This window comes from Methylocystis sp. Uni0008, from assembly GCF_056838045.1.
In genome coordinates this window covers 1970662-1994746 of sequence record NZ_CM166370.1, presented here as the reverse complement: position 1 = coordinate 1994746, position 24085 = coordinate 1970662, and the positions used below count along the sequence as shown (strand labels likewise).

26 protein-coding genes and 1 pseudogene are annotated in these 24085 nt (G+C 60.9%); 13 read left to right on the top strand and 14 right to left on the bottom strand.

All coding sequences use genetic code 11. The features are described from left to right. Window positions 1-147 precede the first annotated feature (147 nt). A complete protein-coding gene (locus AC0X69_RS09950; RefSeq protein ID WP_482613267.1) occupies window positions 148-681 on the top strand; it encodes a hypothetical protein in 534 nt (177 codons plus the stop codon). A 243-nt stretch (window positions 682-924) separates the two neighbouring features. On the opposite strand, the gene AC0X69_RS09945 is transcribed toward AC0X69_RS09950, so the two are convergent. After that, window positions 925-2304, bottom strand: a complete 1380-nt coding sequence (locus tag AC0X69_RS09945) for a transposase (RefSeq protein ID WP_482613002.1) — start codon at window positions 2302-2304, stop codon at window positions 925-927. Window positions 2305-2703: 399 nt separating this feature from the next. After that, entirely contained in the window at window positions 2704-3300 is a 597-nt protein-coding gene (locus AC0X69_RS09940) for a hypothetical protein (RefSeq protein ID WP_482613266.1), read from the bottom strand. Between the two features lie 75 nt (window positions 3301-3375). Here AC0X69_RS09940 and AC0X69_RS09935 point away from each other — a divergent pair, with 75 nt between their 5' ends. The 4 genes from AC0X69_RS09935 to AC0X69_RS09920 all read left to right on the top strand — a co-directional run bounded on the left by AC0X69_RS09935 (window position 3376) and on the right by AC0X69_RS09920 (window position 6453). Then, the gene (locus AC0X69_RS09935) at window positions 3376-3921 is read left to right on the top strand and encodes a hypothetical protein (protein ID WP_482613265.1); all 546 of its coding nucleotides are present in this window, start codon (window positions 3376-3378) and stop codon (window positions 3919-3921) included. Window positions 3922-3991: 70 nt separating this feature from the next. Then, window positions 3992-4438, top strand: a complete 447-nt coding sequence (locus tag AC0X69_RS09930; RefSeq protein ID WP_482613264.1) for a Spy/CpxP family protein refolding chaperone — start codon at window positions 3992-3994, stop codon at window positions 4436-4438. A 416-nt stretch (window positions 4439-4854) separates the two neighbouring features. Beyond that, window positions 4855-5610 carry a hypothetical protein gene (locus tag AC0X69_RS09925; protein WP_482613263.1) on the top strand — a complete coding sequence of 252 codons (756 nt, stop codon included), beginning with the start codon at window positions 4855-4857 and terminating at the stop codon, window positions 5608-5610. Between the two features lie 645 nt (window positions 5611-6255). Further along, a complete protein-coding gene (locus AC0X69_RS09920; RefSeq protein WP_482613262.1) occupies window positions 6256-6453 on the top strand; it encodes a hypothetical protein in 198 nt (65 codons plus the stop codon). 34 nt (window positions 6454-6487) lie between these two features. Here the strand turns inward: AC0X69_RS09920 and AC0X69_RS09915 are convergent, their stop codons facing one another. The 5 genes from AC0X69_RS09915 to tnpC (AC0X69_RS09895) all read right to left on the bottom strand — a co-directional run bounded on the left by AC0X69_RS09915 (window position 6488) and on the right by tnpC (AC0X69_RS09895) (window position 10051). Next, window positions 6488-6625, bottom strand: a complete 138-nt coding sequence (locus AC0X69_RS09915; protein WP_482613261.1) for a hypothetical protein — start codon at window positions 6623-6625, stop codon at window positions 6488-6490. A 60-nt stretch (window positions 6626-6685) separates the two neighbouring features. Then, complete coding sequence (locus AC0X69_RS09910) at window positions 6686-7246, bottom strand: hypothetical protein (RefSeq protein WP_482613260.1); 561 nt, start codon at window positions 7244-7246, stop codon at window positions 6686-6688. 312 nt (window positions 7247-7558) lie between these two features. Next, window positions 7559-7840: a hypothetical protein gene (locus AC0X69_RS09905; RefSeq protein ID WP_482613259.1), complete on the bottom strand. Its 282-nt coding sequence runs from the start codon at window positions 7838-7840 to the stop codon at window positions 7559-7561. 364 nt (window positions 7841-8204) lie between these two features. Beyond that, entirely contained in the window at window positions 8205-8438 is a 234-nt protein-coding gene (locus tag AC0X69_RS09900; RefSeq protein WP_256032252.1) for a hypothetical protein, read from the bottom strand. 2 nt (window positions 8439-8440) lie between these two features. Beyond that, window positions 8441-10051, bottom strand: coding sequence for an IS66 family transposase (tnpC, locus tag AC0X69_RS09895; protein ID WP_482607327.1), 1611 nt, complete (start codon window positions 10049-10051; stop codon window positions 8441-8443). Between the two features lie 512 nt (window positions 10052-10563). Here tnpC (AC0X69_RS09895) and AC0X69_RS09890 point away from each other — a divergent pair. Next, the gene (locus AC0X69_RS09890) at window positions 10564-12654 is read left to right on the top strand and encodes a recombinase family protein (RefSeq protein ID WP_482608605.1); all 2091 of its coding nucleotides are present in this window, start codon (window positions 10564-10566) and stop codon (window positions 12652-12654) included. Here AC0X69_RS09890 and tnpB read toward each other — a convergent pair. Next, complete coding sequence (tnpB, locus tag AC0X69_RS09885) at window positions 12642-12947, bottom strand: IS66 family insertion sequence element accessory protein TnpB (RefSeq protein WP_482608606.1); 306 nt, start codon at window positions 12945-12947, stop codon at window positions 12642-12644. The genes AC0X69_RS09890 and tnpB overlap by 13 nt on opposite strands. After that, window positions 12944-13315: an IS66-like element accessory protein TnpA gene (tnpA, locus tag AC0X69_RS09880; protein ID WP_256035853.1), complete on the bottom strand. Its 372-nt coding sequence runs from the start codon at window positions 13313-13315 to the stop codon at window positions 12944-12946. Before tnpA ends, tnpB begins: the two co-directional genes overlap by 4 nt. 233 nt (window positions 13316-13548) lie before the next feature. Here tnpA and AC0X69_RS09875 point away from each other — a divergent pair, with 233 nt between their 5' ends. Both AC0X69_RS09875 and AC0X69_RS09870 read left to right on the top strand, forming a co-directional pair. Continuing rightward, entirely contained in the window at window positions 13549-13827 is a 279-nt protein-coding gene (locus AC0X69_RS09875; protein ID WP_482613258.1) for a hypothetical protein, read from the top strand. A 9-nt stretch (window positions 13828-13836) separates the two neighbouring features. Continuing rightward, window positions 13837-14709 carry a sulfite exporter TauE/SafE family protein gene (locus tag AC0X69_RS09870; protein ID WP_482613257.1) on the top strand — a complete coding sequence of 291 codons (873 nt, stop codon included), beginning with the start codon at window positions 13837-13839 and terminating at the stop codon, window positions 14707-14709. Between the two features lie 25 nt (window positions 14710-14734). Here AC0X69_RS09870 and istB read toward each other — a convergent pair whose 3' ends face one another. Both istB and istA read right to left on the bottom strand, forming a co-directional pair. Then, complete coding sequence (gene istB, locus AC0X69_RS09865) at window positions 14735-15517, bottom strand: IS21-like element helper ATPase IstB (RefSeq protein WP_482613256.1); 783 nt, start codon at window positions 15515-15517, stop codon at window positions 14735-14737. Further along, window positions 15507-16976 (bottom strand): IS21 family transposase, encoded by a 1470-nt coding sequence (istA, locus tag AC0X69_RS09860; RefSeq protein WP_482613352.1) that lies wholly within the window; start codon window positions 16974-16976, stop codon window positions 15507-15509. The genes istB and istA overlap by 11 nt, the downstream gene beginning before the upstream one ends. Between istA and AC0X69_RS09855 the strand changes: the two genes are divergently transcribed. From AC0X69_RS09855 to AC0X69_RS09840, 4 genes are read left to right on the top strand one after another with little or no spacing between them, the layout of a single operon-like run. Beyond that, on the top strand, window positions 16900-17736 hold the full coding sequence (locus AC0X69_RS09855) for a hypothetical protein (protein WP_482613469.1): 837 nt from the start codon (window positions 16900-16902) through the stop codon (window positions 17734-17736). The genes istA and AC0X69_RS09855 overlap by 77 nt on opposite strands. Beyond that, window positions 17663-18088 (top strand): SOS response-associated peptidase family protein, encoded by a 426-nt coding sequence (locus AC0X69_RS09850; RefSeq protein WP_482613350.1) that lies wholly within the window; start codon window positions 17663-17665, stop codon window positions 18086-18088. The genes AC0X69_RS09855 and AC0X69_RS09850 overlap by 74 nt, the downstream gene beginning before the upstream one ends. Continuing rightward, window positions 18016-18783, top strand: a complete 768-nt coding sequence (locus AC0X69_RS09845; RefSeq protein WP_482613255.1) for a hypothetical protein — start codon at window positions 18016-18018, stop codon at window positions 18781-18783. Before AC0X69_RS09850 ends, AC0X69_RS09845 begins: the two co-directional genes overlap by 73 nt. After that, a complete protein-coding gene (locus tag AC0X69_RS09840) occupies window positions 18738-19376 on the top strand; it encodes a hypothetical protein (RefSeq protein ID WP_482613254.1) in 639 nt (212 codons plus the stop codon). Before AC0X69_RS09845 ends, AC0X69_RS09840 begins: the two co-directional genes overlap by 46 nt. A 490-nt stretch (window positions 19377-19866) precedes the next feature. Here AC0X69_RS09840 and AC0X69_RS09835 read toward each other — a convergent pair. After that, a pseudogene (locus AC0X69_RS09835) lies at window positions 19867-20272 on the bottom strand (transposase); the annotation flags it as partial. A gap of 552 nt (window positions 20273-20824) precedes the next feature. Here AC0X69_RS09835 and AC0X69_RS09830 point away from each other — a divergent pair. Next, window positions 20825-21961 (top strand): S1 family peptidase, encoded by a 1137-nt coding sequence (locus AC0X69_RS09830; protein WP_482613253.1) that lies wholly within the window; start codon window positions 20825-20827, stop codon window positions 21959-21961. A 272-nt stretch (window positions 21962-22233) separates the two neighbouring features. On the opposite strand, the gene AC0X69_RS09825 is transcribed toward AC0X69_RS09830, so the two are convergent. Continuing rightward, window positions 22234-22467, bottom strand: a complete 234-nt coding sequence (locus tag AC0X69_RS09825) for a hypothetical protein (protein WP_256032252.1) — start codon at window positions 22465-22467, stop codon at window positions 22234-22236. Between the two features lie 2 nt (window positions 22468-22469). Further along, complete coding sequence (gene tnpC / locus AC0X69_RS09820; protein WP_482607327.1) at window positions 22470-24080, bottom strand: IS66 family transposase; 1611 nt, start codon at window positions 24078-24080, stop codon at window positions 22470-22472. Between the last annotated feature and the right edge of the window lie 5 nt (window positions 24081-24085).

Here is a 24085-nt window from a genome sequence, read left to right as displayed (position 1 = left end):
CGTTCAACGCAAGCGCGATCTTCTTGGCGTCAGGAATCCATTGAACGCTTGGCGACTGGCTAGACGAAGAAGTTGAGGCGAGAAGACTTTGGGGGCAGTCGGTCGGCTTCTTGACCGGTCACAATCAACGGAGGCGGCTGCGGAACGATGACAATCGCCGAACCTGTTTTCTTCGACTGCGAGGCTTCCGATCTGGACGGCTATCCGATCGAAATCGGCTGGGCGTTCACCGATCCCGGAACGGGCGACGTCATATCCGAAAGCCATCTCATTCGGCCGCCAGCGGAGTGGCCGGTCAAGGCCAGCTGGGATCGCGCCGCCGAAAGATTGCATGGAATCACGTTTGAGCAATTGTGCCGCGACGGTCGCCCGGCCTGGGAGGTCGCCCAGCGTATGAACCTCGTGCTGCAAGGGCGGGAACTCTTCTCCGACGCACCGCATGACGAAGCTTGGCTCCGTCTTCTGTTTGACGCCGCAGGCTGCGATGTGACTTTCACGATTCGCAGGACCGACGCTAGAATTCTGATTTCGCAAGCCGCCGCCGATAGTGGATTGGATGAAGCGGCATATGCGCGCGTGAGAACTCAAGCGACCGAATTGGCTCTGCACTGTCACCGCGCCGAAGCCGATGCGCGCCACTTGGCCGTTCTCTGGAATATCGTTACCCGAAAAGAATTTTAGCGCTCTCGCCCAAGCGGCGACGCAATGGGGATTCCCAAGGAAAAATTTCAGAAATCCACGGTTGTGCCCTTAGGTAGGAATGACCGAGTCTCGTCACGACTTGCCCTTCGTCAACGGCTCCTTCGCGCCGATTTCGTTGAAAAAGTCTGGGAGATAGGGTCGTCGGCCTCCGCGGAGGCGTTTTTCAGCATTGGACTGCGCGTTCATCGGCGTGGTGGCGGCGACGCCGCCATAGTGTGCGGCTTATGCCGCCATTTCGAACTCTGGGGGCCTCAACCGCGCGAGACGTCGCAAGTTTTGCGCGGTCGCGGCGAGCAGGAACTCGTCCTTTGCGCCACATGGACCCCGTAGCCGCAAGCGCCCGAGTCGCAATATGCGTTTGAGATGGGCGAACAGCATCTCCACCTTTTTGCGTCGCTGACAGGCCGTTTCAAATTCGGGCGTTCCAGCAAGCGCCCGAGCGACATCGCGGGAATCTTCCTCAACGTCACGTGGAATCTTCCGCGCCACAGCATTCGGGCAACATCTCGCTTTGAGTTCGCAGACGTCACAATCCTTCTTGCTCGCGCGGTAACGACGCGTGCCGTCAGCCCCGACGCCGGTGCGCGGAGTGGCGTAGGCGCGCCGGAACTGAACCAGCTTTTTTCCAGCCGGGCAGATATAGCAGTCGGCCTCGGGATCGAACGTGAAGTCCGAACGCGAGAACGTGCCGTCGGTTCGCGTCGACTTATCGAAAACGGGAATGTACGGCGTGATCCGCTTCTGCTTGACGAGCCAGGCGAGATTATCCGCCGAGCCATATGCGGTGTCGGCGACAAGATAACCCGGCTTCAGGCCGAAGCGCTCTTCGGTGCGCTCTACCATCGTTCTTGAAGCGCCGACCTCGGCCTGTCGGATGGCGCGCGTCGCTTCGACATCGACGATCACGCCGTGATCCGTATCGATCAAATAATTGGTCGCGTAGGCGAAGAACGCGTGGCCTTTATGCGCGCCGGTCCATTGCGCCGCGGGATCCGATCGCGCGATGAACTTCGGCGTCACGGGCGAAGCCGCGCCGAACGCGGCGTCATCAAGCATTGCAAGATATTCCCGCGCCGCGCGGCACGCGTCATCTTTGATTTCGTCGGGGTTCCAGTCGCTGCTCGGAACTGAGCGCTGCTTGTTGGCGTCGGCAGCGATCAGGCTTGCATCGACGGCGAAGCCGTTAGCGCTGACAAGGCCCTCTGCCACGCAACGCGCGACGATGGATTCAAAGAGCTGGCGCAAGATGTTGCTCTCGCGAAAGCGGCCATGCCGGTTCTTGGAAAACGTCGAATGGTCTGGGACTTTGCCGTCAAGGCCGACGCGGCAGAACCAGCGATAGGCGAGATTGAGATGCACTTCCTCGCACAGGCGGCGTTCGGACCGAATGCCCAGGCAATAGCCGACAAGAAGCATGCGGATCATCAGCTCCGGATCGACTGAAGGGCGGCCAGTGCTGCTGTAGAAGGGCTTTAACGCGGCGCGAATGCCTTCGAGATCGAGATGCCGATCGATCCCGCGCAATTGATGGTCCTTTGGCACATGGTCGTCGAGGCAAAAATCATAGAAAAACCGAGCGGCTGCTGTCTGAGTCCCCATCATCGCCGCTTCTCCTGCAAATCAGCAGGGAAAGTGAATCACGAGCCATGGCGTGCGGCAACGTCGAGTTTTTCAACACAATCCGCCATTTGCTGACTTTCTCGGGATGCCGAAACGATGCTCGTCAGAATCTTCCAGCTTTTTCCAAGCCGACACTTCCGGTGAGATTTTTGCAGTAGCCGCAAGATCAGCGGCATCGAGATGAAGACGAGAATTATTCTGTCCGAAATGACGCCAACGAAAAGGCTCATTCCTCTCACAAAAACAACGCTGGTTGGGATGCCCTGCGGCGGACCTCCGCGAAGTCCCGCACGGATTCAATTCAGGACCTCTGGCAACCGGGGGTGATGGCGCATGCTCAAGCCGTTCAAGCTGTTCGTAGTTGCACTTGTCGCGCTTTCGCTAGCGTTGGACGCAGCTCTGGTGCCCGCTTTCGGCGGCGGCTTTGGAGGCGGCGGAGGCGGCTTTGGCGGCGGCGGACATGGGTTTGGCGGCGGCTTTGGGGGATTGCCCGGGTTCAGTGGCGGACGCGGCTTCGGCGGGGGCCATGGCTTCGGCGGGGACCATGGCTTTGGCGGTCCGCGCGGCTTCGGCGGAATACCCCGCTTTGGAGCCGGCGGGCATGGCGGCTTTCGTGGCGGCGGACATGGGTTTGGCGGCGGCTTTGGGGGATTGCCCGGGTTCGGTGGCGGACGCGGCTTCGGCGGGGGCCATGGCTTTGGCGGTCCGCGCGGCTTCGGAATACCCGGCTTTGGCGGCCCTCGTGGCTTTGGTGGAATACCCGGCTTTGGCGGCCCTCGTGGCTTTGGCGAAATACCCGGCTTTGGCGGCGGGCGCGGCTTTGGCGGACAACGCGGCTTTGGTGGCCCGCGTGGCTTTGGTGGAATCCCTGGCTTTGGCGGCGGGCGCGGCTTTGGCGGACAACGCGGCTTTGGTGGCCCGCGTGGCTTTGGTGGAATCCCTGGCTTTGGCGGCGGGCGCGGCTTTGGCGGCGGACACGGTTTTGCGAGCCCGCGCGGGTTTGGCAGACAACGCGGCTTTGGCGACCCGCGCGGATTTGGTGGAATCCCCGGCTTGGGCGCTGTGGCGGGCGGCGGTTTCGCGCGAAGCGCCGGCTGGGGCGGTTACGGTGGAGGCTGGGAAGGTTACGGTTGGGGCGGCTATGGCTGGCCCGGCTATGGCTGGGGCGGCTATGGTTGGCCGGGTTACGGTTGGGGGCTGGGCGTGGCCGCGCTCGGGCTTGGGTTGGCGAGCGCCTATTCCGCATATCCGCCGGTGGCCTTCGTGTATCCCTACTATGCCTCGCCCTTCTACTGGGCCCCGTATCCGCTCTATGGCTGGGGCGGCTATGGTTGCTGCGGCTGGGGCGGTTACGATTGGGGATTGGGCCTGGCCGGGCTCGCGCTTGGCCTAGGGCTGACGAGCGCCTTCTCGTACCCGCTTTATGGCAGCCCCTTTTACGGCGCGCCCTATCCACTCTACGGCTATGACGTTCCGCTCGCCTATGCGCCGCCGCCGTACGTTTACGGCGTGGGCCCGGTCTATGGTTATGGCGATGAGTCAGTGGGCTATGACTATGCGCCTGTGACTGCCGTCTCCTATGGCGTGCCGCTCTGGTGAGCAGCCGAAAGATCATTGCGCGGTCAGCGATGGCGGCGGGCGCGACGTCGGACCCATAAGAGGAAGCATCATGAGATCAAGCAAACTCGCAATCGCGTCAGCGGCGCTACTGAGCGTTTTGGGCCCCGCCGGCGCGCAGGACGCGATCAGGCAAGGGGGCGCGGCGACGGCGGGGCAGGCCATGATGTGCCGCGCCTATGAACGCGTCGAAGGTCAACTCGCCTACATAAAGACGGAGCTCAGGATTACGGCCGCGCAGGAGCCTCAGTGGAACGTCTTCGCCAATGTTTTTCGGGCGAATAAGGAAAAGCAGTACCGGAGCTGCAGATTGGCGCAGGAGCAGAGTCGCTCGATGATGTCCGCCAGCTTACCGGAGTCGATCAAGATCAAGGAAGATCACTTGAGCGAAGAGCTCGAGGCCTTGCGCGTGTTGGACGCGGCGCTACAGCCGCTCTATGCGACCCTGAGCAAGGATCAGAGGAAGACCGCCGACGAGATCTTAAAAGGATCGACCTGATCAGGCCAACGGCGGCGACCGCCACTGCACGAAATCACCCGGGCGGGATCATTCCGTTGCAGGGGGGGCGGCATCATCTCGGAATCGGGGGGCGCCTTCATTCCGGAATCGATGGGCGCCATCATCTCGTTTTAGGGGGCGCCTTCAAGCGGAATCAGCACGGCGTTATGAAAAGCGGATTTGAACGTCTTTGCCGAGTTCTTTGAGCATAGCCTGGAAGGGGGTCTTGAACCTGAGACATTTTTAGGCGTCAGGATTGGCGGTCATGACGATGTCGTGGATTTCGACGCGCGGCGTGAAACACTTTGGATTCCTGCATCTCGGGCTCGCGAGCCTTTAACGTAATTTTAGGTAAATGCCCGCGAGGCTTGTCTCCATGGCCCGAAGCCATCCAAGTAGCGGGTAGGAGCTCTTGCATGTCCCGTCCTGTGGACGACCTCGTTGCCGAGGCCCGCGCTGCCGCCGCCTATCGCCAGGATGCGTTTGTGCCTGACATTGACGTGGGAGCGACTGGCGCCGCGTTCCGCTCAACGTCATCCAAGAGGGCCGAAGAAGCCTTCGCGCGCAAGTCGCCCCCACGATTCAAACGTCTCTTGACTTATGGTCCGCGCACCGCGCTGGCGGCCGGCGTGTTGGGTTGCGCCTGGATGGCAGGATTCTATCTTTTTGGCGGTCAGTCTCAGTTTTACGCGGTGAAGCCTCAGTCCGACCCGGCCGTCGCGGCTCAAGAGAGCGTCGAGCGCGCCGAGTTGGTCCGCATCCAGAAAAAAATGGCCGAGGATATTCGCGGTCTCCAAACCAAAGTCGAAGCTGTGCCCGCCGCGCGAAGCCTGGGTGCGAAGGATGCTGCCGTCCTTGAAGACTTGAAGAGGCGTCTCGACGCAGTGAAGAGGGAAACCGGCGCCGCGATTGCTGAGCTAGCCGGTAAAGTCGAGCGCATGCAACGCGAAGCCACGTCGAAGGTTTCACGGGTTAGTGAGCAGCGCAATCAGACAGAACGCAAGATAGTCGCTCCGCTTGCTGCCTCATCACGACCCGTCGACTCAGATTTAGCAGTGGGGACTCTCCAGAAGCGGGTCGGAAAACAGCGGGGCGACGCCTTCGATCCATCTCAAAGGCCTGGAGCCCCAGGAATTCCTCGCCCGCTTGGAAGCCCTAACCATGGGCGGTAGCGCCGGCGCCTGTTTCGCAGTGGGGCGCGGGGATTTCAGGCGCACGCGGCGGTTCTTTTGTCCGCCGCGTCCGACTCAATCGCAACTTGCGCAATTTCTCCCGACGCCAAAACTTTTCGCCCCAACGCAATGCTTCAAGGCACCACAGAAACGGATTACTGGCAAGGATCTGTCGGGCTCAGTGAATCACCGCTAATGGGATGGACCGGCTGCTTCCCCGGAGTCTGGAAGGACTTGCCCGCGAAGGAGCCGGAGAAGCAGTCCATGAAAGCTATAATCCAGAGCGCCGCGCCCATCACTAGCGCCGACAGATGACGCGCCACGGCTGGACGTGGAGCCGCTGCCTGCAATTCTCGTGGTCCAAGGCAAGAGCGATGCGCGAGCGCCTGACCGCCGACCCCGACAAGACCGAGCGCCACATGACCCGGCCGACGGTCGAGGGCGTCGCCGCGATGTTCGCGGCGATCACCGCGTGGTGACGCCGGAAGAATGGGCGCGGCTCGCGGCTCGATTTGCTTCGCTAGAGAATTAGCCCGCCGAGGGCTGGCGCACAAATTAAGGTTAACGCTGCGTGTGCGCGGGCGCACTTCGGGCGTCGCCCGCACTTGCTACTACGCTTCCATCGAACAACGGATGGAGGTCTTCATGTCGACTTACTTTGATTGGGAAGTCGCTCAGGAGTCGGCGCGCAGGCAGCTTCGCGTGTCGATTTTAATGGTAGCCGCCATGGCGACCGCAGCGTTCGTGATCGGCTTTCTCATGCCTGTTAATTCCGCGCACAGGGCGACGCCGACGGCGGCTAACGGCGTTTTTGCTGGTCGCCTGATCACGGTGTCGGAATAACCGGCGCCGCTCAGCGAGCGGCGGAACTTGCCTTTCAGGCGGCTACCGCCGGCTCGATCAGCGCAGGATCATCGTCGCCGACGCCCGCGCGGTTGACGCGTGGCGAGACCTGCAAGGCGCGCCGCTCGCTACAGGAAGAGCCGGTCGCCCGCCCGACGTCGGAAGGAATCATTTCCGGCAATCACCGGGGGCAATATATCAGCGGACGGTCTGATTGGGGCTGCCGGTAACGTTACCCGGAAGCAATGCTCGTGTGATCAATTTCCCAACCAGTCACCCAGAACTCCACCTCATCGCCGTTCATATCAAATGTTCGGAAGCAATGCCGCGCTTCAGGGTCTTTGATAGCGGGATAATTTAACTCATCAGCCAGCCACCCGATATGTGTCTCGGTCGTATCGCTGCTGTTCGCTGAGAAAACAAGCATGAAAGCGTGCTCGGCGTTAGCAGATCGAAGCCTGCCGACATCATAGTGGATATGCGTAAGTTCCCGCTCGTTGGTGGGGCTCATCCACCGTTTCATTTCGACCACCGCGAACCGGTTGCGGCTGTTCGGGTCTTTGAGCACCAAATCATTAGAGGTGACTTCGATAGAGGCAGCCAACCGGAGGGAGGATACAGTCGCGCGCGCAACAACGAACTGATAGTAGTGTTCGTTATTGAACCTCAAAATGCCAGCTTTTTCATTATGATATGCGGCTGGATTGCTGGCGGCCGCCTTACGGAGAAAATGATCTTCCGCCTCTAATGCAGCTCCGGCGATTTTGAGGAGTTGTTTCAGTTCATCGTGCATTTTGCGGCATCCATCGTGCTATTCGATATGACGCTGGCCGTTAGACCGACAAGCCTCCTACGGTAAGTCTTCACTGAGTCCAGATATCGCGCCCGCTCGTGAGCGGTTCATGAAAAAGCTTGCAGCCAAGCAGGTGGCTGGGGTTGTGGTGCGGAATTCAATAGGGATTTTGGCGCAACGCCAAGCTGCTTTACGTTCCTAAACTTTGCGGCGTTAAGAAAGGAGCGCCTGACGTTGCAGGATCATGCGACGCTCAATTTCTTAAGAAAATGCTATCCCCCGCCGTGCATCCCGGAGCAACTACGCTCAATCTTATTGAGACTCAGAAGCTCGAGTCAGTGAGCGCGTGCTTGAAGACATTTTTGTGATCAGTTCATCGAACTTCTTAGTGTGCGCCGAATTAATGTGCGCCAAAATTTCATCGTGCAATTGCTTTAATAGCTTTGCAGAGTCGAATAGGTCTGCTTCTTTTGAGGCCGTTGATTTTTCGATTTCTTGCGACAAGACAAGCCTCCAATGTTGGAGCAGGCAAGTAGCCATATGCAAGCCATTAAAATACAGATCAAATGGCAAATTAATGGCATTCTTTTTCATGGAGTCTCGCCATGCTCTCCAATAAAGCAGCGCGCGTCTTGGTCGTCATTATGCTACTAGGCACAGCGCTGATGCTAACCGTTGGCTCATGGCGACTACTGATGCATCTAGAGCTACTCCACTAGAGCCTGGCGCCGGAGGCTTGATTACCGTCTAGCGCTTGCCGTCACTTACGCGAATCTCTCGTATCTCCATGTGCCGCTCCAGCTACACACCAGCGGCACGCGCCGCGCCGGGATATGGGCGACGATTGGTTTGGGAATCGCGCATGGCCGCGCAGCCCAACTGGTGGGGTGAAACAGTGGCAAAGGAAAAAAGACCGTATGCATCCGGCGTGGGCCGCAGGGGCTGATCTCGCGCTGCGTCAGGCGTCCGCGCTCGATTTCAAGTCCTTGTGGATTTCGATGAGTTCGACGAGAGTTTCGATGCCGAAGTCGGTGAATGCGAGAACGCCGTCGTCTCCGATGCCGTAGACCCAGATGACGCCGTCCTCGGCATCCATTTCGAGAGCGACGTCGTGGATGAAGTCGACGCTCTCACCGAGACGTGCGGCGACGCGCTCGACGGTCGTGACGTGATCGACCTTGTTGACGTGCATGCTCAGGCCGCCAGCGCTGATGCCCGCTGAGCCGGCGGGCGCCAGTTCCACGGAAGCAGTTCATCAAGCCGGTGCGCGGGATGGGCGGCGATGCGCGCGAGGACATCGGCGAGCCATGCCTGCGGATCAACGCCATTCATCTTAGCCGTCACGATGAGGCCGTACATGGCCGCGGCGCGCTGTCCGCCGCGATCCGATCCGCAGAACAACCACGACTTTCTTCCCAAAGCGATGCCGCGCAATCCGCGCTCGGCGGCATTGTTGGACATGCAGACGCGCCCATCGTCGAGGAACAGCGTGAAGGCCGCCCAGCGCTTCAGCAAGTAGTTGATCGCCTTGGCCAGATCATGCCCGCGCGAGAGCCGGGCAAGCTGTTCGCGCATATAGGTCTCGAGTGCGTCGACAAGAGGGCGGCTCGAGGCATGTCGAACCGCAACGCGCTCCTGAGGGCTCCTGCCGTTGATCGCCCGCTCGATCGCAAACAGCGCGTCGATGCGACGAACAACCTCGATCGCGATCGGCGAGAGCGGTATCTCCTTCTTGCCGGAAGCCTTGCGACGCGCATTCTCCTCGAGATCAGCCATGGCGAAGAACGGTCGGCGTGCGTGAACCCAACAGGCCGCCTCCTGGATCGGACCCGGTTTGCGGTCCGCCAGATAAAGCTTGTTGTAGCCGTCATAGGCGTCGGCCTGCAGGATGCCGGCATAGCCCGCCAGATGGGTTTGCGGATGTTCGCCCTTCCGATCGCGCGAGTAGTAGAAGATCGCGGCCGGCGGCCCGGCGCCGCCGAACGGTCTGTCATCGCGAACATAAACCCAGCAACGCCCGGTGTCGGTCTTGCCCTTCGCCAGCACCGGCACTGTGGTGTCGTCCCCGTGCAACCGTTCGGCGGCCATTACATGGGCCTCGATGAGGCGACGGAGGGGATCGAGCGCCACGCAGACGGCGCCAACCGCGTCGGCCATTGTCGACAGCGCGATCGGCGCGCCCTCCAGCGCATAGCGCTCCGCCTGGCGGTTCAGCGGCTGGTGCTGTCCGAACTTCTCGAACACGATCATCGCCAGCAGGCTCGGCCCCGCCCACGCCCGCGGCACCGGATGGAACGGCGCCGGCGTCTGCGTGATCTTCTCGCAGTCCCGGCACGAGAACTTCTCCCGCACAGTCTCGATCACTTTCCATTGACGCGGGGTCGTCTCCAGCGTCCGCGTCACATCCTCGCCGAGCTTGCGCAAACGCGCGCCCCCACAGCATGCGCACGCGGTCGGTGGATCAATCACCACGCGCTCGCGTGGCAAATGCTCGGGGAATGTGTTGCGCTCCGGCCGCTTGCGCGTGAACCCCGCGACGGTGGTCGTTCTAGCGACAGCGTGCTCCGCGGCCAGTTCGTCTTCCGTCGCGTTTGCTTCCAGTTCTTCGAGTTCGAGCGACAACTGATCGAGCAGCCTTGCCGAGCGCTCCGACTTCTGCCCGTGAATCTGGCGCTGCAACTTTGCAATCTGAAGCCTCTGCGCGGCAATCAGCGCCATGTCTTCCGACGCTTTCGCCCGCGCCACGGCCAGCTCCGCTTTCAGCGCAGCGTTTTCGTCGAAAAGGGCTTTGGCCGCAGCATCCATGAAGCGAAGTGAATCACAAAACGCGTGATTTGTGGCGCCCCAAAATGCAGTCACCCCAGCTTTTTGCGCCTCACCCCGCGCTTTGCGGCCTGAAGGTGAGTTGCGGATTTCGCCAGTCGATCCCTTCCAGCGAAGGCATTCAGGAATATCCCCTCTGAGCAGGCTGATGAATCATCGGTCGTTCAGGTCCGCGACCCGCGACACCCGCTTTACGGGCGATCGTTTCGGGTCATCGGGCGCGCGAGATCTCCTGGCGGCGTCGTGTCCCCCTCATACGAGGTCGAATACCTGAAGGGCGCCAGTCTATTGATCCCAATAGCTGTAACGGAGCCCTATCAACAGGACACGAATCAAACTAAGCTGAGTATAGAGGCGCTTCGCGAGCTCGTTTCAGCCGCAGAATGTCTCGAAGGCGATGAGCATGGATCCGAAGGATCTTTGGGCGACGTTGCCGAACGCTCTGCGCCGCCAAGTCGTCGACGACGTCGCGGCCATTCTGGCGGAGCTCTCCCATGATGTCCGAACTGGTCAAGCCGGCTCACCTGGCGCGCAAGGCGGTCGTTTATATCCGTCAGTCGACGCCGCATCAGGTGGTGAGCAATCAAGAAAGCCTGAGGCTGCAATACGCGCTGCGTCAACGCGCTCGCGAGCTCGGATGGCGTGAGGCCGACATCGACGTGATCGACGCCGATCTCGGCCTCAGCGGAGCCTTCGCCGCCAAACGCAGCGGCTTCAAGGAACTCGTCGGCCGCGTCGGCCTCAGCGAGGTAGGGCTGATCCTGTCGATCGACGTGACGCGTCTCGCGCGCAATTGTTCGGACTGGTATCCGCTTCTCGATATTTGCGGCCTGCGCGGCTGTCTCATCGCCGACCGCGACGGCGTCTATGATCCCGGCAGCGCCAACGGCCGACTGCTCCTCGGCTTGAAAGGGACCATCTCGGAGCTCGAGCTCCACACCATTCGCAGCCGGCTCACGGCCGGCCTGCTCGCAAAAGCCGAACGTGGCGAACTCGCGCTCAATCTGCCCATCGGCCTGACGCGCGATCCCAGCGGCGTGGTCGTCAAAGATCCCGATATGGCGGTTCAGGACCGGCTCGGGCTGGTGTTCGAGCTGTTTCTGAAGTTCGGCGCCGCCGCCCAAGTCATGCGCAAACTCAACGAGCGCGGTCTCGATCTGCCGCGACGCGACCGGCGAGGCGATTCTTGCTGGGCGCGGGCGACTGTCTCGTCCGTGACCTCGATTCTGAAAAACCCCGCCTACGCGGGCGCTTTCGTCTATGGACGGACGCGGATGCATGCCGGCGGGCGCGAAGGCGCGTCGAAGATGAAGGCGCCGCGCCCCGTGGGTGAATGGCGCATTGTCGTGAAGGACCGATATCCCGCCTACATCGATTGGCCGACTTATGAAAAGATCAACGCCGCCCTGAAAGACAACCGAGCCGAGTACATGCGCATCAAGACCAGAGGCGCGCCTCGCGACGGCGATCTCTTGCTGCATGGGATCGCTTGGTGCGCACGTTGCGGACACAAGATGTACGTCCGTTACAAGAGTCGCGGCGGCGAATATGTCTGCAATCATCTGCGCTCCAACGAAGGTCTGCCGACCTGTCAGCACGTTCGCGCGGCGCCGGTCGACGCCGCCGTCGCCGAGGCGTTTCTGACGGCGTTGGCGCCGGCGGAACTCGATGCCCTGTCGAAGGCCCGTCGCGCACGATCCCAGGTGAACGCCGCCCTGCGGACGAGCGCCGAGCGCCAGCTCGAACGGAAGCGATACGAGGCGTCACTGGCCGAGCGACAGTTCAATCGCGTGGACCCCGATAATCGTCTTGTCGCCGCCGAGCTCGAACGCCGTTGGGAAGCGGCTTTGATCGAAGTCCGGGCAGCCGAAGAGGCGCTCGACCGTCAAGCTTCACCCGACGTCGGCGCGCGGCTCGGGATCGGTAAAGCCTTGGAGGGCAAAGTCATCAACTTGGCGGGACGTCTGCCGCAAATTTGGGACGACCCGGCCACTTCCGACGCCCGCCGGAAGGCGCTGCTGCGATGTCTCGTCGACAAGGTCATCCTCGATCGGGGCGGACACGACATCGCGACCGTCCGCATCGTCTGGCGTGGCGGCGCCGTTACCTGCCTCGAGGTCAGAATGAGAGTCGCCTCCCTCTCGAAGCTCGCGCGCGCCGAAGAAATGCGCGAGCGCGCGCTCACCTTGGCGCGCGAGGGTCTGTACGACGACGCAATCGCCGCCGTTCTCACGAGCGAAGGGCATCGCTCCCCGACATGCGAGGACAAGGTTCTCCCCGTCACTGTGCAGAAAATCCGGCTTGCTGCGCGCGTCGAACTCCCGCGCGCCCGCACGCGATGGACCCATAGCGCCGGCGCTCTTTCCGCGCAGGAGCTGGCGGCGAAGCTGAGCATCCCCGTAAACTGGCTGTATGTGCAAATTAGGAAACAGCGGCTGATGGTGGATCGGCAGCCCAATGGCGCGTATCTCTTCGGCGACGCAGAAAACGTCCTGGAGGGAGTTCGAGACCTTCGAAACCACATGATCGACAGCCTCGATCTCAGAATCTGTCGGCCTGACCAGGAGGGGCATCAACATGGGTGATCGAGCATATAGGCCATCTGCCCGGCCGAGATCGACACCGCGCCCGCGCTCGCCGCAGGCCAGATGAACTTTCCCCGGTCGAGACGCTTGGCGTAGAGCGACAGGCCGATCCCGTCGTGCCAGAGGATTTTGGCGAGATCGCCACGGCGTCCTCGGAAGATATAGAGATCGCCAGCATGCGGATCGCGCTTCAGCTGCTCCTGAACCTGAAGCGCCAAGCCCTGCATGCCGCGGCGCATGTCCGTGTGGCCCGTCGCGATCCAGACCCGGCAGCCCGCCGGCAGCGGGATCATCGGCGCAGCGCCTTCACGACCCGCGACAGCGCGGCTGTCTCGACATCGGCCCACACAATGATCCGATCCCCCTCGGCGAGCACGATCTCCATCTGGCCGGTCGACCCTGGAGCGGAATATTCCGACGTCGCGTCCGGCGTGATCGTTACGGGCAGGATCGGTGCGCGTTCCTGCGGCGTGGCCAGCTCGACGCCAAACTGCCGACGCCAGGTGAAGAGCTGGTTCGTGTTGAGGTCGTGCCGTCGCGCAACCTCGGCGATCGAAGCTCCATCCTCGAGGCTCTCGTCGACGATCCGGCGCTTCTCATCGAGAGACCAGGACCGGCGCCTGCGCCGGAGAGCCGGCGAATCGGCATCGTTGCGCGACATCGGCGATAGTGTCCGCTTGTAACAGTAGTGGACACGATCGTCGCGCCACCCGTCACGCAGCTATCTCAAAAACCGCAATCAACGCCAGGCGGCCCCCCGCGGAGGCATACAAAAGACCGGAGGTGACACTATTATAGCCAGAGTTAGAGCGTCCTATCCGGAGACTGAAAACGGCGATGCAAGAGGGGTCGGCCAAGGGGAAGCCTAAAAAGCTAACGCCGTGGCGACAGGAAATGGCTGAGTTCCCGGTCGCCTTCACCTCCGACGAATGGGAGGCGCTCAAGACCGCTGGGCACAACTCAACGGCAAGGATGCAGCACATTCTGCGCGAGGCGCTGTGCGTCTATCTCGCAACCAACAAAGAAGACTTCGGCAACCTTTCGGTTTTAATTCTCGAGAAAACCCTTCTGAGTCTGGACGCGCTCCAAAACCAAGCCGAGAGCTTGGATGAGCTTCAGGGCCAGGTTGAGAAAACGATTGCGGAGAAGGAGCAGTCTGACCGGCAAGATTGATGCGGCGGGATGCTATTCGTCGGACTACATTGGCGCGGAGTAGGAGGCGAAGAACGCGAAGCGCGGCATATGGTCGGGCGTGATGCGGCCGCCGTGGGAATGGCGAAAAGAACAACGAAGTGGTCTGTAGAAGGATTCGCGCGGTCCTCTTTTTTTATGTCGCCGTTCCTTTCGATGCGTCCGTTTGTGACCCGAACCAGTCACCTAGCTAACTCGCCGGCGTGCAAGAAGTGCTGGACGCGGAACAACAAAGCGGCGGTGTTTGGCGGCGGGGCGGTTATCGGAACGTTAGGCGGCCTGATAGGGCTCGGCGGGGCTGAATTCCGGCTGCCGTTGCTTATTGGCGCATTTCACTTCGCTGCGCTCGAAGCGGTCATCGTCAATAAGGCAACGAGCTTTGTGGTAGTTGCTTCGGCGTTGCCCTTTAGGGCAGCGGCGGTGCCGCTCGGCGATGTTGCCGCACATTGGCCGATTATTCTCAATCTGCTGGCCGGCAGCCTTCTCGGCGCATGGCTTGGGGCAGGCTGGGCAACGCGCCTCAGATCGGCAACGCTCTACCGTGTGATTGCCCTCCTACTCGTGGGCATCGCCGCCCTGCTGCTTCTCGGGCACGATCTGCACGCGGGTGGGCAAACTTTCGCAGCCGGCAATCTCCGAGTCGTCACAGGAGTGGTGGCGGGCTTCATCATCGGGGTCGCTGCCTCGCTTCTTGGAGTTGCGGGGGGCGAGCTTCTTATCCCGACTTTGGTTTTGTTGTTCGGCGTGAATATCAAACTCGCAGGAAGCCTCTCACTCGCGGTCAGTTTGCCGACCATGATTGTGGGCTGTCGATTTCCGCTGAGATTTGACCCGGGATTTCCATTGAGAACTGACCCGGCTTGAAGATGGTTTGAGGGTCAGGGGTTCGTCAAGTTCGGGTTTTCTCCTTTGCGGGTTTGTCGGCTTTTGCCGAGCTGTTTTTGAAGCGGAAGCTGTCGTTTCCGGTCTCGAGGATGTGGCAGCTGTGGGTGAGGCGGTCGAGCAGCGCTGTCGTCATCTTGGCGTCGCCGAACACGCTGGCCCATTCGCCGAAGCCGAGATTGGTCGTGATGATGACGCTGGTGCGTTCATAGAGCTTGCTCAGCAGGTGGAAGAGCAAGGCGCCGCCCGAGGCGCTGAACGGCAGATAACCAAGCTCGTCGAGGATGACGAGATCGGCATGGGTGAGCCGCGCCGCGATTTGCCCGGGCTTGCCTTGGAGCTTTTCCTGCTCGAGCGCGTTGACGAGTTCGACGGTGGAGAAGAACCGGACGCGCTTGCGGTGATGTTCGATGGCCTGGACGCCGATCGCCGTGGCGAGATGCGTCTTGCCCGTGCCGGGCCCGCCGACCAGGACGGCGTTGTGGGCGTCTTCCAGGAACTCGCAGCGGTGAAGCTGGCGAACGAGAGCTTCATTGACCTCGCTGCTGGCGAAGTCGAAGCCGGCGAGATCGCGATAGTTCGGAAAGCGCGCGGCCTTGAGCTGGTAGGCGGTCGATCTGACCTCCCGGTCCGCCGTTTCCGCTTTCAGAAGCTGCGACAGGATCGGCAGCGCGGCCTCGAAGGCCGGAGCGCCTTGCTCGGTCAGTTCGCTGACGGCCTGCGCCATGCCGTGCATTTTGAGGCTGCGCAGCATGATGACGATGGCGCCGGCGGCGGGATTATGACGCATGGCGCACCTCCCGGGCTTTGCGCAGGGCGTCGTAGCGCTCGACATTGGCCTGCGGTTCGGTCGTGAGCGTCAGCGCGTTGGGCGGCTTCACCGGCGGCGCGTCGACCGGCTTTCCGTCGACCAGCCGGCACAGCACGTTCAGGATATGCGTCTTGGTCGGCGCGCCCGCCTCCAACGCCAGTTCGACGGCGGTCAGCACGGCCTGCTCGTCATGCTGGAGGACCAGGGCAAGGATCTCGACCATCTCGCGGTCGCCGCCTGGCGTCTTGAGCATCCGCTGTTGCAAGGCGCGGAAGGCGGGTGGCAGTTTGGCGAAGGGCGCGCCGTTGCGCAGCGCGCCCGGCTTGCGCTGGATGACCGCGAAATAGTGCCGCCAGTCGTAGACCGTCGCGCCCTTGCGATCGTGGGAACGGGCGAAGACGCGCCGATGCTCGCAAACAACTTGTCCCTCGGCGACCACGACGATGCGCTCAGGATAGACCCGCACGCTGACCGGGCGATTGGCGAACGAGGCCGGCACGCTGTAGCGATTGCGCTCCAGGTGGATAAGACATGTCGGCGAGACACGCTTGGCGTATTCGACGAAGCCGTCGAAGGAGCGGGAAAGTTGCATCAAGTGCTGCGCTTCCTCGCGCCAGGCGTCGGCGACCGTACCCGGCTGCGAGCCATGCGGGATCTCGGCCCACAGCTCGCGGCACCGCGCCTCCAGCCAGTCGTTCAGCGCCGCCAGCGAGGGAAAGTTCGGCGTCGGCTGCCAGAGCCTGTGCCGCGCGTCCTGCACGTTCTTTTCGATCTGCCCTTTCTCCCAGCCGGAGGCGGGGTTGCAGAACTCGGCCTCGAACAGGAAGTGGCTGACCATGGCCGCAAAACGCGCATTGACTTGCCGCTCCTTGCCGCGCCCGACCTTGTCGACGGCGGTGCGCATGTTGTCGTAGATCCCGCGCCGCGGCACGCCGCCCAGCACGCGGAAGGCGTGGTTGTGGGCGTCAAACAGCATCTCATGCGTCTGCTGTGGGTAAGCCCGGAGAATGAAGGCCCGGCTGTAGGAGAGCTTGAACTGGGCGACCTGCAATTTGGTCCGCTCGCCCGCGATGACCGCCCAATCCTCCGACCAGTCGAACTGGAACGCCTCGCCGGGCAGAAACGCTAGCGGAACGAAAGCGCCGCGGCCACAGGTCTGTTGCTCCCGACGCCGCGCGGCTTTCCACTCGCGCGCGAAGGCCGCCACGCGGTTATACGAGCCGTCGTAGCCGAGGGCGGCCAAATCCGCGTGCAACTGCTTGAGCGTCCGTTTCTGCTTGCGCGACTGCGCCGCCTCCTGCCGCAACATCTGCGCCAGCTTGTCAGCATAGGGATCCAGCTTGCTCGGACGGTCAGGGATCTTGAACTTCGGCTCGACGCTGTCCGAGCGCAGGTGCTTGCGCACCGTGTTCCGCGACAGCCCCGTGCGTCGCGCGATCTCCCTGATCGAGAAATGTTGCCGATATCGCCAGCGCCGGATGACGCTCAATAACTCCATGTCGATCACTCCGCGTTCCCCCGCGATGGCCGAGGGGGAAAGGTTCGAACATGGGTCAGTTCTCGGTGGAAAAACCCGTGCTACCCGGGTCAACTCTCAGTGGAAATCAACACAAGCGGCGACACACCGGCAATGTGACACGGTCGGTCGTGATCGAAACCTCGCCGTTCATCGGCAATTTTTCCTTCGGCAAATCTGCGGGCTAGGCGAGGGCGCTCGGGCGTTTAGTGGGAAATTCCCAGTGTGTACTGAAAGACAATTCAGTGGCGTCCTTGCGCGGCGATATCCCCCATCGCCGCTATTACGAGAGCTTGAACGGTTCACCCCGACCGACGTCTACTTTGGACGTGGATCAAAAATCCGATCTGAGGAAATTTTCACTGATCCTTTCGACACAGTCGTCGGCTGCACTAAAATAGCAATGACTCGATTTCCGGAAGGACTCACAACCAATGATTTCGAGATCGGTGAACGTGATCGTGGGTCGAGAAAAGGCTTGGCAGCTAAGCTCTTCCGAATTGGTCAAGGTGCCCTATTCTCCGACGGCACATACTTCAACGACGGAACAACCTTTTCCGATGCGCCCGAGGTAGTTCAGATCGGCGTTCAAATCGCGCCGCTGCGTCATTCCCGCCAGCGGCTTTTACGAATGGACCGGCAAGCCCGGCGGGAAGACGCCGCAATATTTCTCGTCGCCTGACGGTCGCCCGCTCGCCTTCGCTGGATTATGGGAGGCGTGGCGCGATCATGAGCGCGGTGTGAAGATCGACTCGGCGACAATCATCGTCGGACCGGCGGGCGCGACGCCAGCGCATCGATGGCTGGGGACGACCTGGCGCGCTGTTGCGTCCGCCGCCCGAGATGGTAACGTTTCGGCACACACAAGTTCAATCTTCTTTCACAATTTGCGATCTGTGCTAAATTCAGGTGCGGCTTACTGGCGCTTCCAGGATGGCGTATATTTTGTAAGAGTACCGCGATGTTCGACTTGTCCGCATTGCTTGAGCGGCGCGGTTCACTACAGCCGCGGGCTGTTGTTTGCGCATTTTTGACAGCGATGTCGGCGATCCCCCCGGCAGGGGCGGAAGAGTCCAAGACAAAGCCGCCGATATCGCTTGAGGGGATCAGGGCGAGACCTGCCCCCAAACCAGAGCAGCCGCTGACGCGCGTTCAATCCGAAACCACTGCAAGCAAAGAGGCCGGTGAGAGGCGCCCCGACCAGACGCTTTACTGGGCCTGGGACGAGATCGAAAGCGTCCGCATCGGCTGGCACGTCAACGATACGACCACTGCCTTCAAAAAGGCGATTGACCGAAATGTTCCGTTGGTTCTCGTGGTCCACCAGGACTCGTGCGAGTACTGTTGGGATCTGATTGATGCTCTTACCTGTCCGAGCGTCAACCGCTTTGCCGGGAGCGCGGTGTTCGCCATCGGCTCTCACGAAACCGACAAGACGACCTCGGCCATCGCCTCCTCGCTCGATATTAACGCGTACCCCACTATTACGGTGCTCTATCCGGAAGCGCGGATGCTCGCCGAGGCCGGGCGAATAAACGGATATCATCCCGGCGACCAGATCGCCAAGTACTTGACCGAGGTCCAGGACACTTACAACCGCAAGAGTCACGATCACGTTGAGCCCAGTTGGCTGAAATCCTATGCCGAGTGGAAGCTCAAACCGGCGAGTTTGAATGCGGGCCTTTGGAAGCTGTCGAGGTCACCACGGCCGGCGCGGTGCGTCAAATGAGCCGTCAATCTTGCGTCTCGAGTTCCAGAACCAAGGGGGAAGTTATTTTGCGTTTCCTTATGGCTGCCGTGATCGGCATGCTCGTGCTTCTTGCGAAGCCCTCGCAATCTCAAGCGGAGGTGTACGAGCACATAAAATACTGCATGCGCTCTGCGAGAACCGCGATTGTCTGCGTCGTTCTGGAGCGCGGCGCGGAGATTGTCGTCGAGGTTGCTTTCAAGGCACTTTTCGACTCTGCGATTGAAGGTCGAGACAAAATTGAAGGCAAAAGGATTATTCCCGAGAAGAACGAGAAGGATCAGATCGAGCTTTACGGCGTGCGCTGGGAAGATCTCAAGCGCTTTCTCGTTTCGAACTCAAAAGAGTTCAAAGAGCCTGTCAATGAAGAGCAGGCCAGAAAGATACTCGCAGCATCCTGCGCCACAAAGATAACGGGCCTTTGCGCACTCCTCGACGTTTCGAGGTCCGCCGACTCTCTCCTGACCTGCTCCACGAACGCAACAAGAAGCGATTGTGACAAGAAGATCACCTGCAAGTGGACGGGTACGTCGTGCGTCTCCGTAGGCAGCGGCATGAAGGACCTTCTCAAGTAGCGCTGCGCATCCCAGCGTTCGACACGTTCATGGTCTGTCCCTGTCGAAAATTAGATCCGAGCATATTGATGATGCAGTCCGCCTAGCATCGGCATTGAGCGAATGGCTCCGCCGATCGCCTGTTGCTACATCCGCGCCCTCGGGCGTATCAAACACCGGAACACTAGTCGCCACTGGATGAAAGTTCGGGGGCATGTGTGGACATCCGATAATCGCGGTCGGCGCCTGATCATCCGATAGTGCCGCGATCCGGGTGGCGTCGCCCGGTGATTCGCACCATCTGAGGTTCATATGACCAATTTTCCACAATGCCGGCCGCAGACTTTGGCGGGGCCAGTGCCCCACAGTTCCGGAACAGATCGCCGCTATGGTGCGCGGACATGCAGGGGATGACGCCCGCATCGGCGTCGAGACCGGCGCGATGACGCCATGGCTCGTGCACGAACTCCGCAATCTAGCGGCTTGAAGTGATTTGTCTCGACGCAAGCGCAGCGATGGGGCGGCATTTCAAGCGCCATTTGCGAATGAACGCCTTTCGTTTCGTTTCGACATCCTGTTTCGTCGCGGCATAAATCATATCCTCGTAGTCATTCGAAATTTCCTCATGCAGCCATTCGGGCGCATGGGCGAGCAGATTGCGGTGCTTATGCAGCGTGCAGCGCTGGACCGGAACATTGGACCACAACGCCGCCAGCGCCTTTTCCAGACCGGGCGCGCCGTCGACGACCTCGTCAAGCGGTTTCGCTCTCGCCGCCCATGTTCTTGGTCGCCAGCAGCATCTTTGGGCCGTCGTCCCGCACGCCCAACGCAACGAGCAGCGAGATCGACGTGGCCTTCTTATCGAGCCGCTCACGCACAACCGTGCCGTCGAGAATGAGCCGAATGATCGGCTCATCTGTCCCAACCCGACCATTGAAATCGCTGTGCCTTTGTCGCGGTTTATTGTATGTATGCGGAGAACAGTAACGACCGGTTTACTGGGAGTGTGATGCGAACTGGTCAAATCGATCCGTGGTAGACGACTTCGCCGCGATAGAACGTGTCATGCGTTCGCACCCATTTACAGCGCCCCCAATTGCGCCGCACAAATGGATCTTTGACGCGTAACACGGGCGATCACACTAAAAGCCCAGAGCGCAGGCGTAAGCCATCAGCTCAGCATAGTGCCAAGAATCAGGTTTGAGAGTTGGAGCATGGCAAAATTACTTTTAACGGGGTTATTGCTGAGTTGCCTCGCAATCGCCTCAAGCCCAACTGATGCTCAACAATACGGGATTACGGTTTCTCCTGACCAGAGGTTCTCTGTTGACGGGTTGGCCGTCGGAGGCTCGGTCAACCCCGCGTCACGTGCATATAGATCGTATAAATGCAGACCCAGCGAGGACTACCCCGGGTTCACGTGGTGCGTGCGAAATCAGAGAAAGCACATCAATGGCGAAAAGGTCAGCGTGACGACGACTATTGTGCATTCGGCCGAGGGGTTCGTCGCTTACATCAACCAGTTCATCCAGCCCGCACATTTCACAATTCAAGAGATTGAAAACGAGCTCACTCGGCTCTCGACGCGGTTCGGGTCTGCGCCGCAAATGAAGAAAATGACGGACGGACCGGGCGGCTTGATGGCGCTTCTCGCCGCCTGGAACGATATCGACCTGCAGCCCTTAAATCGGCCCGATCTGAACGTGCTTGCCCAAGGTGGCTCTGTTCACGCTGGCGTTCTCGTCGATTTGATTGGAGACTTCCGCAACTCCGCACGGATGCAGCTGCCCGTGTATCGGGTTGCAGGCGGCAAAGGCTTTGTGTGGGTCGGAAGTTTCGATCAGCGGGGCAAGGGCAAACTTCGTTTCTTTGCTATGGACCCTTCTCTGATGCAGTTGAACACTGTCGCTATTCCACCCGCGCCGCAACCCAGGGAGATGCCAGACGACGGTGGAAAGCCTAACTCACGGGCGGGTGTATCTACTGGGACCGGTTTCTTTGTCTCGCAGAATGGTTTCGTGATCACCAATGCGCACGTTGTCGAGGGATGCAACGCCGTTCAGGTCAGCGGCGCGCTTTCAAAACCGGTAATTGCTGCCGTGACAACGCGAAACATAGCAGATGACTTGGCTCTGATAAAAACCGACTCCAAGCCGAGCATGTTTGCTTCACTTCGGGCCGGAGTTCGGCTCGGGGAAAGCGTCTCGGCATTCGGTTATCCCCTCACCGGCATCCTTGCGACGGGCGGCAATTTTACGACCGGAAACGTGTCCGCGTTAGCGGGACTTCGCAATGACGCCAAATATCTTCAGATCACCGCTCCTATACAGCCCGGCAACAGTGGCGGTCCGGTGCTCGACCAACAGGGTAATGTGGTGGGCGTAGTCGTTGCTAAGCTTAACGTAATTGAAATCGCTCAGGCGACGAATGATGTCGCTCAAAATGTGAACTTTGCGATCAAGGCATCGGTGCTGCTTAATTTTTTGGAAGCCAACGGCGTGCAGTATTCAACGGCGAGCTCGACGTTGCAGCATCTCCAGCCAGCTGACCTCGCCGACCGAGCCAAATCCATGTCCGTTCTGATCAGCTGCGCGACAAATCAGTAAAGCGAGCGGCTTTTTTTGACGAAGGGACCATTCTGGCGTCGACGCGTCAAGCACGCGCAGCCGGTGGGGATCGCACGCAACCAATGCGCTCAAAGGATTACGTCCTGGCGAGCCAAACCAGACGCCCGCACGCGCGGCGCGGCTCAGCTTTCTCAAGGGAGCGCTCGATATTGCCGCCACGGAGTCAAAAAAACGGTAAGCGCCGTTCCTCTCCCATGTCATTTGAAGCGTATGCATCCGGCGTGGGCCGCAGGGGCTGATCTCGCGCTGCGTCAGGCGTCCGCGCTCGATTTCAAGTCCTTGTGGATTTCGATGAGTTCGACGAGAGTTTCGATGCCGAAGTCGGTGAATGCGAGAACGCCGTCGTCTCCGATGCCGTAGACCCAGATGACGCCGTCCTCGGCATCCATTTCGAGAGCGACGTCGTGGATGAAGTCGACGCTCTCACCGAGACGTGCGGCGACGCGCTCGACGGTCGTGACGTGATCGACCTTGTTGACGTGCATGCTCAGGCCGCCAGCGCTGATGCCCGCTGAGCCGGCGGGCGCCAGTTCCACGGAAGCAGTTCATCAAGCCGGTGCGCGGGATGGGCGGCGATGCGCGCGAGGACATCGGCGAGCCATGCCTGCGGATCAACGCCATTCATCTTAGCCGTCACGATGAGGCCGTACATGGCCGCGGCGCGCTGTCCGCCGCGATCCGATCCGCAGAACAACCACGACTTTCTTCCCAAAGCGATGCCGCGCAATCCGCGCTCGGCGGCATTGTTGGACATGCAGACGCGCCCATCGTCGAGGAACAGCGTGAAGGCCGCCCAGCGCTTCAGCAAGTAGTTGATCGCCTTGGCCAGATCATGCCCGCGCGAGAGCCGGGCAAGCTGTTCGCGCATATAGGTCTCGAGTGCGTCGACAAGAGGGCGGCTCGAGGCATGTCGAACCGCAACGCGCTCCTGAGGGCTCCTGCCGTTGATCGCCCGCTCGATCGCAAACAGCGCGTCGATGCGACGAACAACCTCGATCGCGATCGGCGAGAGCGGTATCTCCTTCTTGCCGGAAGCCTTGCGACGCGCATTCTCCTCGAGATCAGCCATGGCGAAGAACGGTCGGCGTGCGTGAACCCAACAGGCCGCCTCCTGGATCGGACCCGGTTTGCGGTCCGCCAGATAAAGCTTGTTGTAGCCGTCATAGGCGTCGGCCTGCAGGATGCCGGCATAGCCCGCCAGATGGGTTTGCGGATGTTCGCCCTTCCGATCGCGCGAGTAGTAGAAGATCGCGGCCGGCGGCCCGGCGCCGCCGAACGGTCTGTCATCGCGAACATAAACCCAGCAACGCCCGGTGTCGGTCTTGCCCTTCGCCAGCACCGGCACTGTGGTGTCGTCCCCGTGCAACCGTTCGGCGGCCATTACATGGGCCTCGATGAGGCGACGGAGGGGATCGAGCGCCACGCAGACGGCGCCAACCGCGTCGGCCATTGTCGACAGCGCGATCGGCGCGCCCTCCAGCGCATAGCGCTCCGCCTGGCGGTTCAGCGGCTGGTGCTGTCCGAACTTCTCGAACACGATCATCGCCAGCAGGCTCGGCCCCGCCCACGCCCGCGGCACCGGATGGAACGGCGCCGGCGTCTGCGTGATCTTCTCGCAGTCCCGGCACGAGAACTTCTCCCGCACAGTCTCGATCACTTTCCATTGACGCGGGGTCGTCTCCAGCGTCCGCGTCACATCCTCGCCGAGCTTGCGCAAACGCGCGCCCCCACAGCATGCGCACGCGGTCGGTGGATCAATCACCACGCGCTCGCGTGGCAAATGCTCGGGGAATGTGTTGCGCTCCGGCCGCTTGCGCGTGAACCCCGCGACGGTGGTCGTTCTAGCGACAGCGTGCTCCGCGGCCAGTTCGTCTTCCGTCGCGTTTGCTTCCAGTTCTTCGAGTTCGAGCGACAACTGATCGAGCAGCCTTGCCGAGCGCTCCGACTTCTGCCCGTGAATCTGGCGCTGCAACTTTGCAATCTGAAGCCTCTGCGCGGCAATCAGCGCCATGTCTTCCGACGCTTTCGCCCGCGCCACGGCCAGCTCCGCTTTCAGCGCAGCGTTTTCGTCGAAAAGGGCTTTGGCCGCAGCATCCATGAAGC

Coding starts and splice junctions, on each gene's coding strand:
- AC0X69_RS09910 (WP_482613260.1), bottom strand. CDS start 7,246: ATGCACGATGAACTGAAACAACTCCTCAAAATCGCCGGAGCTGCATTA.
- AC0X69_RS09915 (WP_482613261.1), bottom strand. CDS start 6,625: ATGATTCCTTCCGACGTCGGGCGGGCGACCGGCTCTTCCTGTAGCGAG.
- AC0X69_RS09845 (WP_482613255.1), top strand. CDS start 18,016: ATGTTCGACTTGTCCGCATTGCTTGAGCGGCGCGGTTCACTACAGCCG.
- tnpC (WP_482607327.1), bottom strand. CDS start 24,080: ATGGATGCTGCGGCCAAAGCCCTTTTCGACGAAAACGCTGCGCTGAAA.
- tnpC (WP_482607327.1), bottom strand. CDS start 10,051: ATGGATGCTGCGGCCAAAGCCCTTTTCGACGAAAACGCTGCGCTGAAA.
- AC0X69_RS09890 (WP_482608605.1), top strand. CDS start 10,564: ATGATGTCCGAACTGGTCAAGCCGGCTCACCTGGCGCGCAAGGCGGTC.
- AC0X69_RS09945 (WP_482613002.1), bottom strand. CDS start 2,304: ATGATGGGGACTCAGACAGCAGCCGCTCGGTTTTTCTATGATTTTTGC.
- AC0X69_RS09925 (WP_482613263.1), top strand. CDS start 4,855: ATGTCCCGTCCTGTGGACGACCTCGTTGCCGAGGCCCGCGCTGCCGCC.
- AC0X69_RS09950 (WP_482613267.1), top strand. CDS start 148: ATGACAATCGCCGAACCTGTTTTCTTCGACTGCGAGGCTTCCGATCTG.
- AC0X69_RS09900 (WP_256032252.1), bottom strand. CDS start 8,438: ATGCACGTCAACAAGGTCGATCACGTCACGACCGTCGAGCGCGTCGCC.
- AC0X69_RS09825 (WP_256032252.1), bottom strand. CDS start 22,467: ATGCACGTCAACAAGGTCGATCACGTCACGACCGTCGAGCGCGTCGCC.
- istB (WP_482613256.1), bottom strand. CDS start 15,517: ATGCGTCATAATCCCGCCGCCGGCGCCATCGTCATCATGCTGCGCAGC.
- tnpA (WP_256035853.1), bottom strand. CDS start 13,315: ATGTCGCGCAACGATGCCGATTCGCCGGCTCTCCGGCGCAGGCGCCGG.
- tnpB (WP_482608606.1), bottom strand. CDS start 12,947: ATGATCCCGCTGCCGGCGGGCTGCCGGGTCTGGATCGCGACGGGCCAC.
- AC0X69_RS09875 (WP_482613258.1), top strand. CDS start 13,549: ATGGCTGAGTTCCCGGTCGCCTTCACCTCCGACGAATGGGAGGCGCTC.
- AC0X69_RS09930 (WP_482613264.1), top strand. CDS start 3,992: ATGAGATCAAGCAAACTCGCAATCGCGTCAGCGGCGCTACTGAGCGTT.
- AC0X69_RS09920 (WP_482613262.1), top strand. CDS start 6,256: ATGTCGACTTACTTTGATTGGGAAGTCGCTCAGGAGTCGGCGCGCAGG.
- AC0X69_RS09905 (WP_482613259.1), bottom strand. CDS start 7,840: ATGAAAAAGAATGCCATTAATTTGCCATTTGATCTGTATTTTAATGGC.
- AC0X69_RS09870 (WP_482613257.1), top strand. CDS start 13,837: ATGCTATTCGTCGGACTACATTGGCGCGGAGTAGGAGGCGAAGAACGC.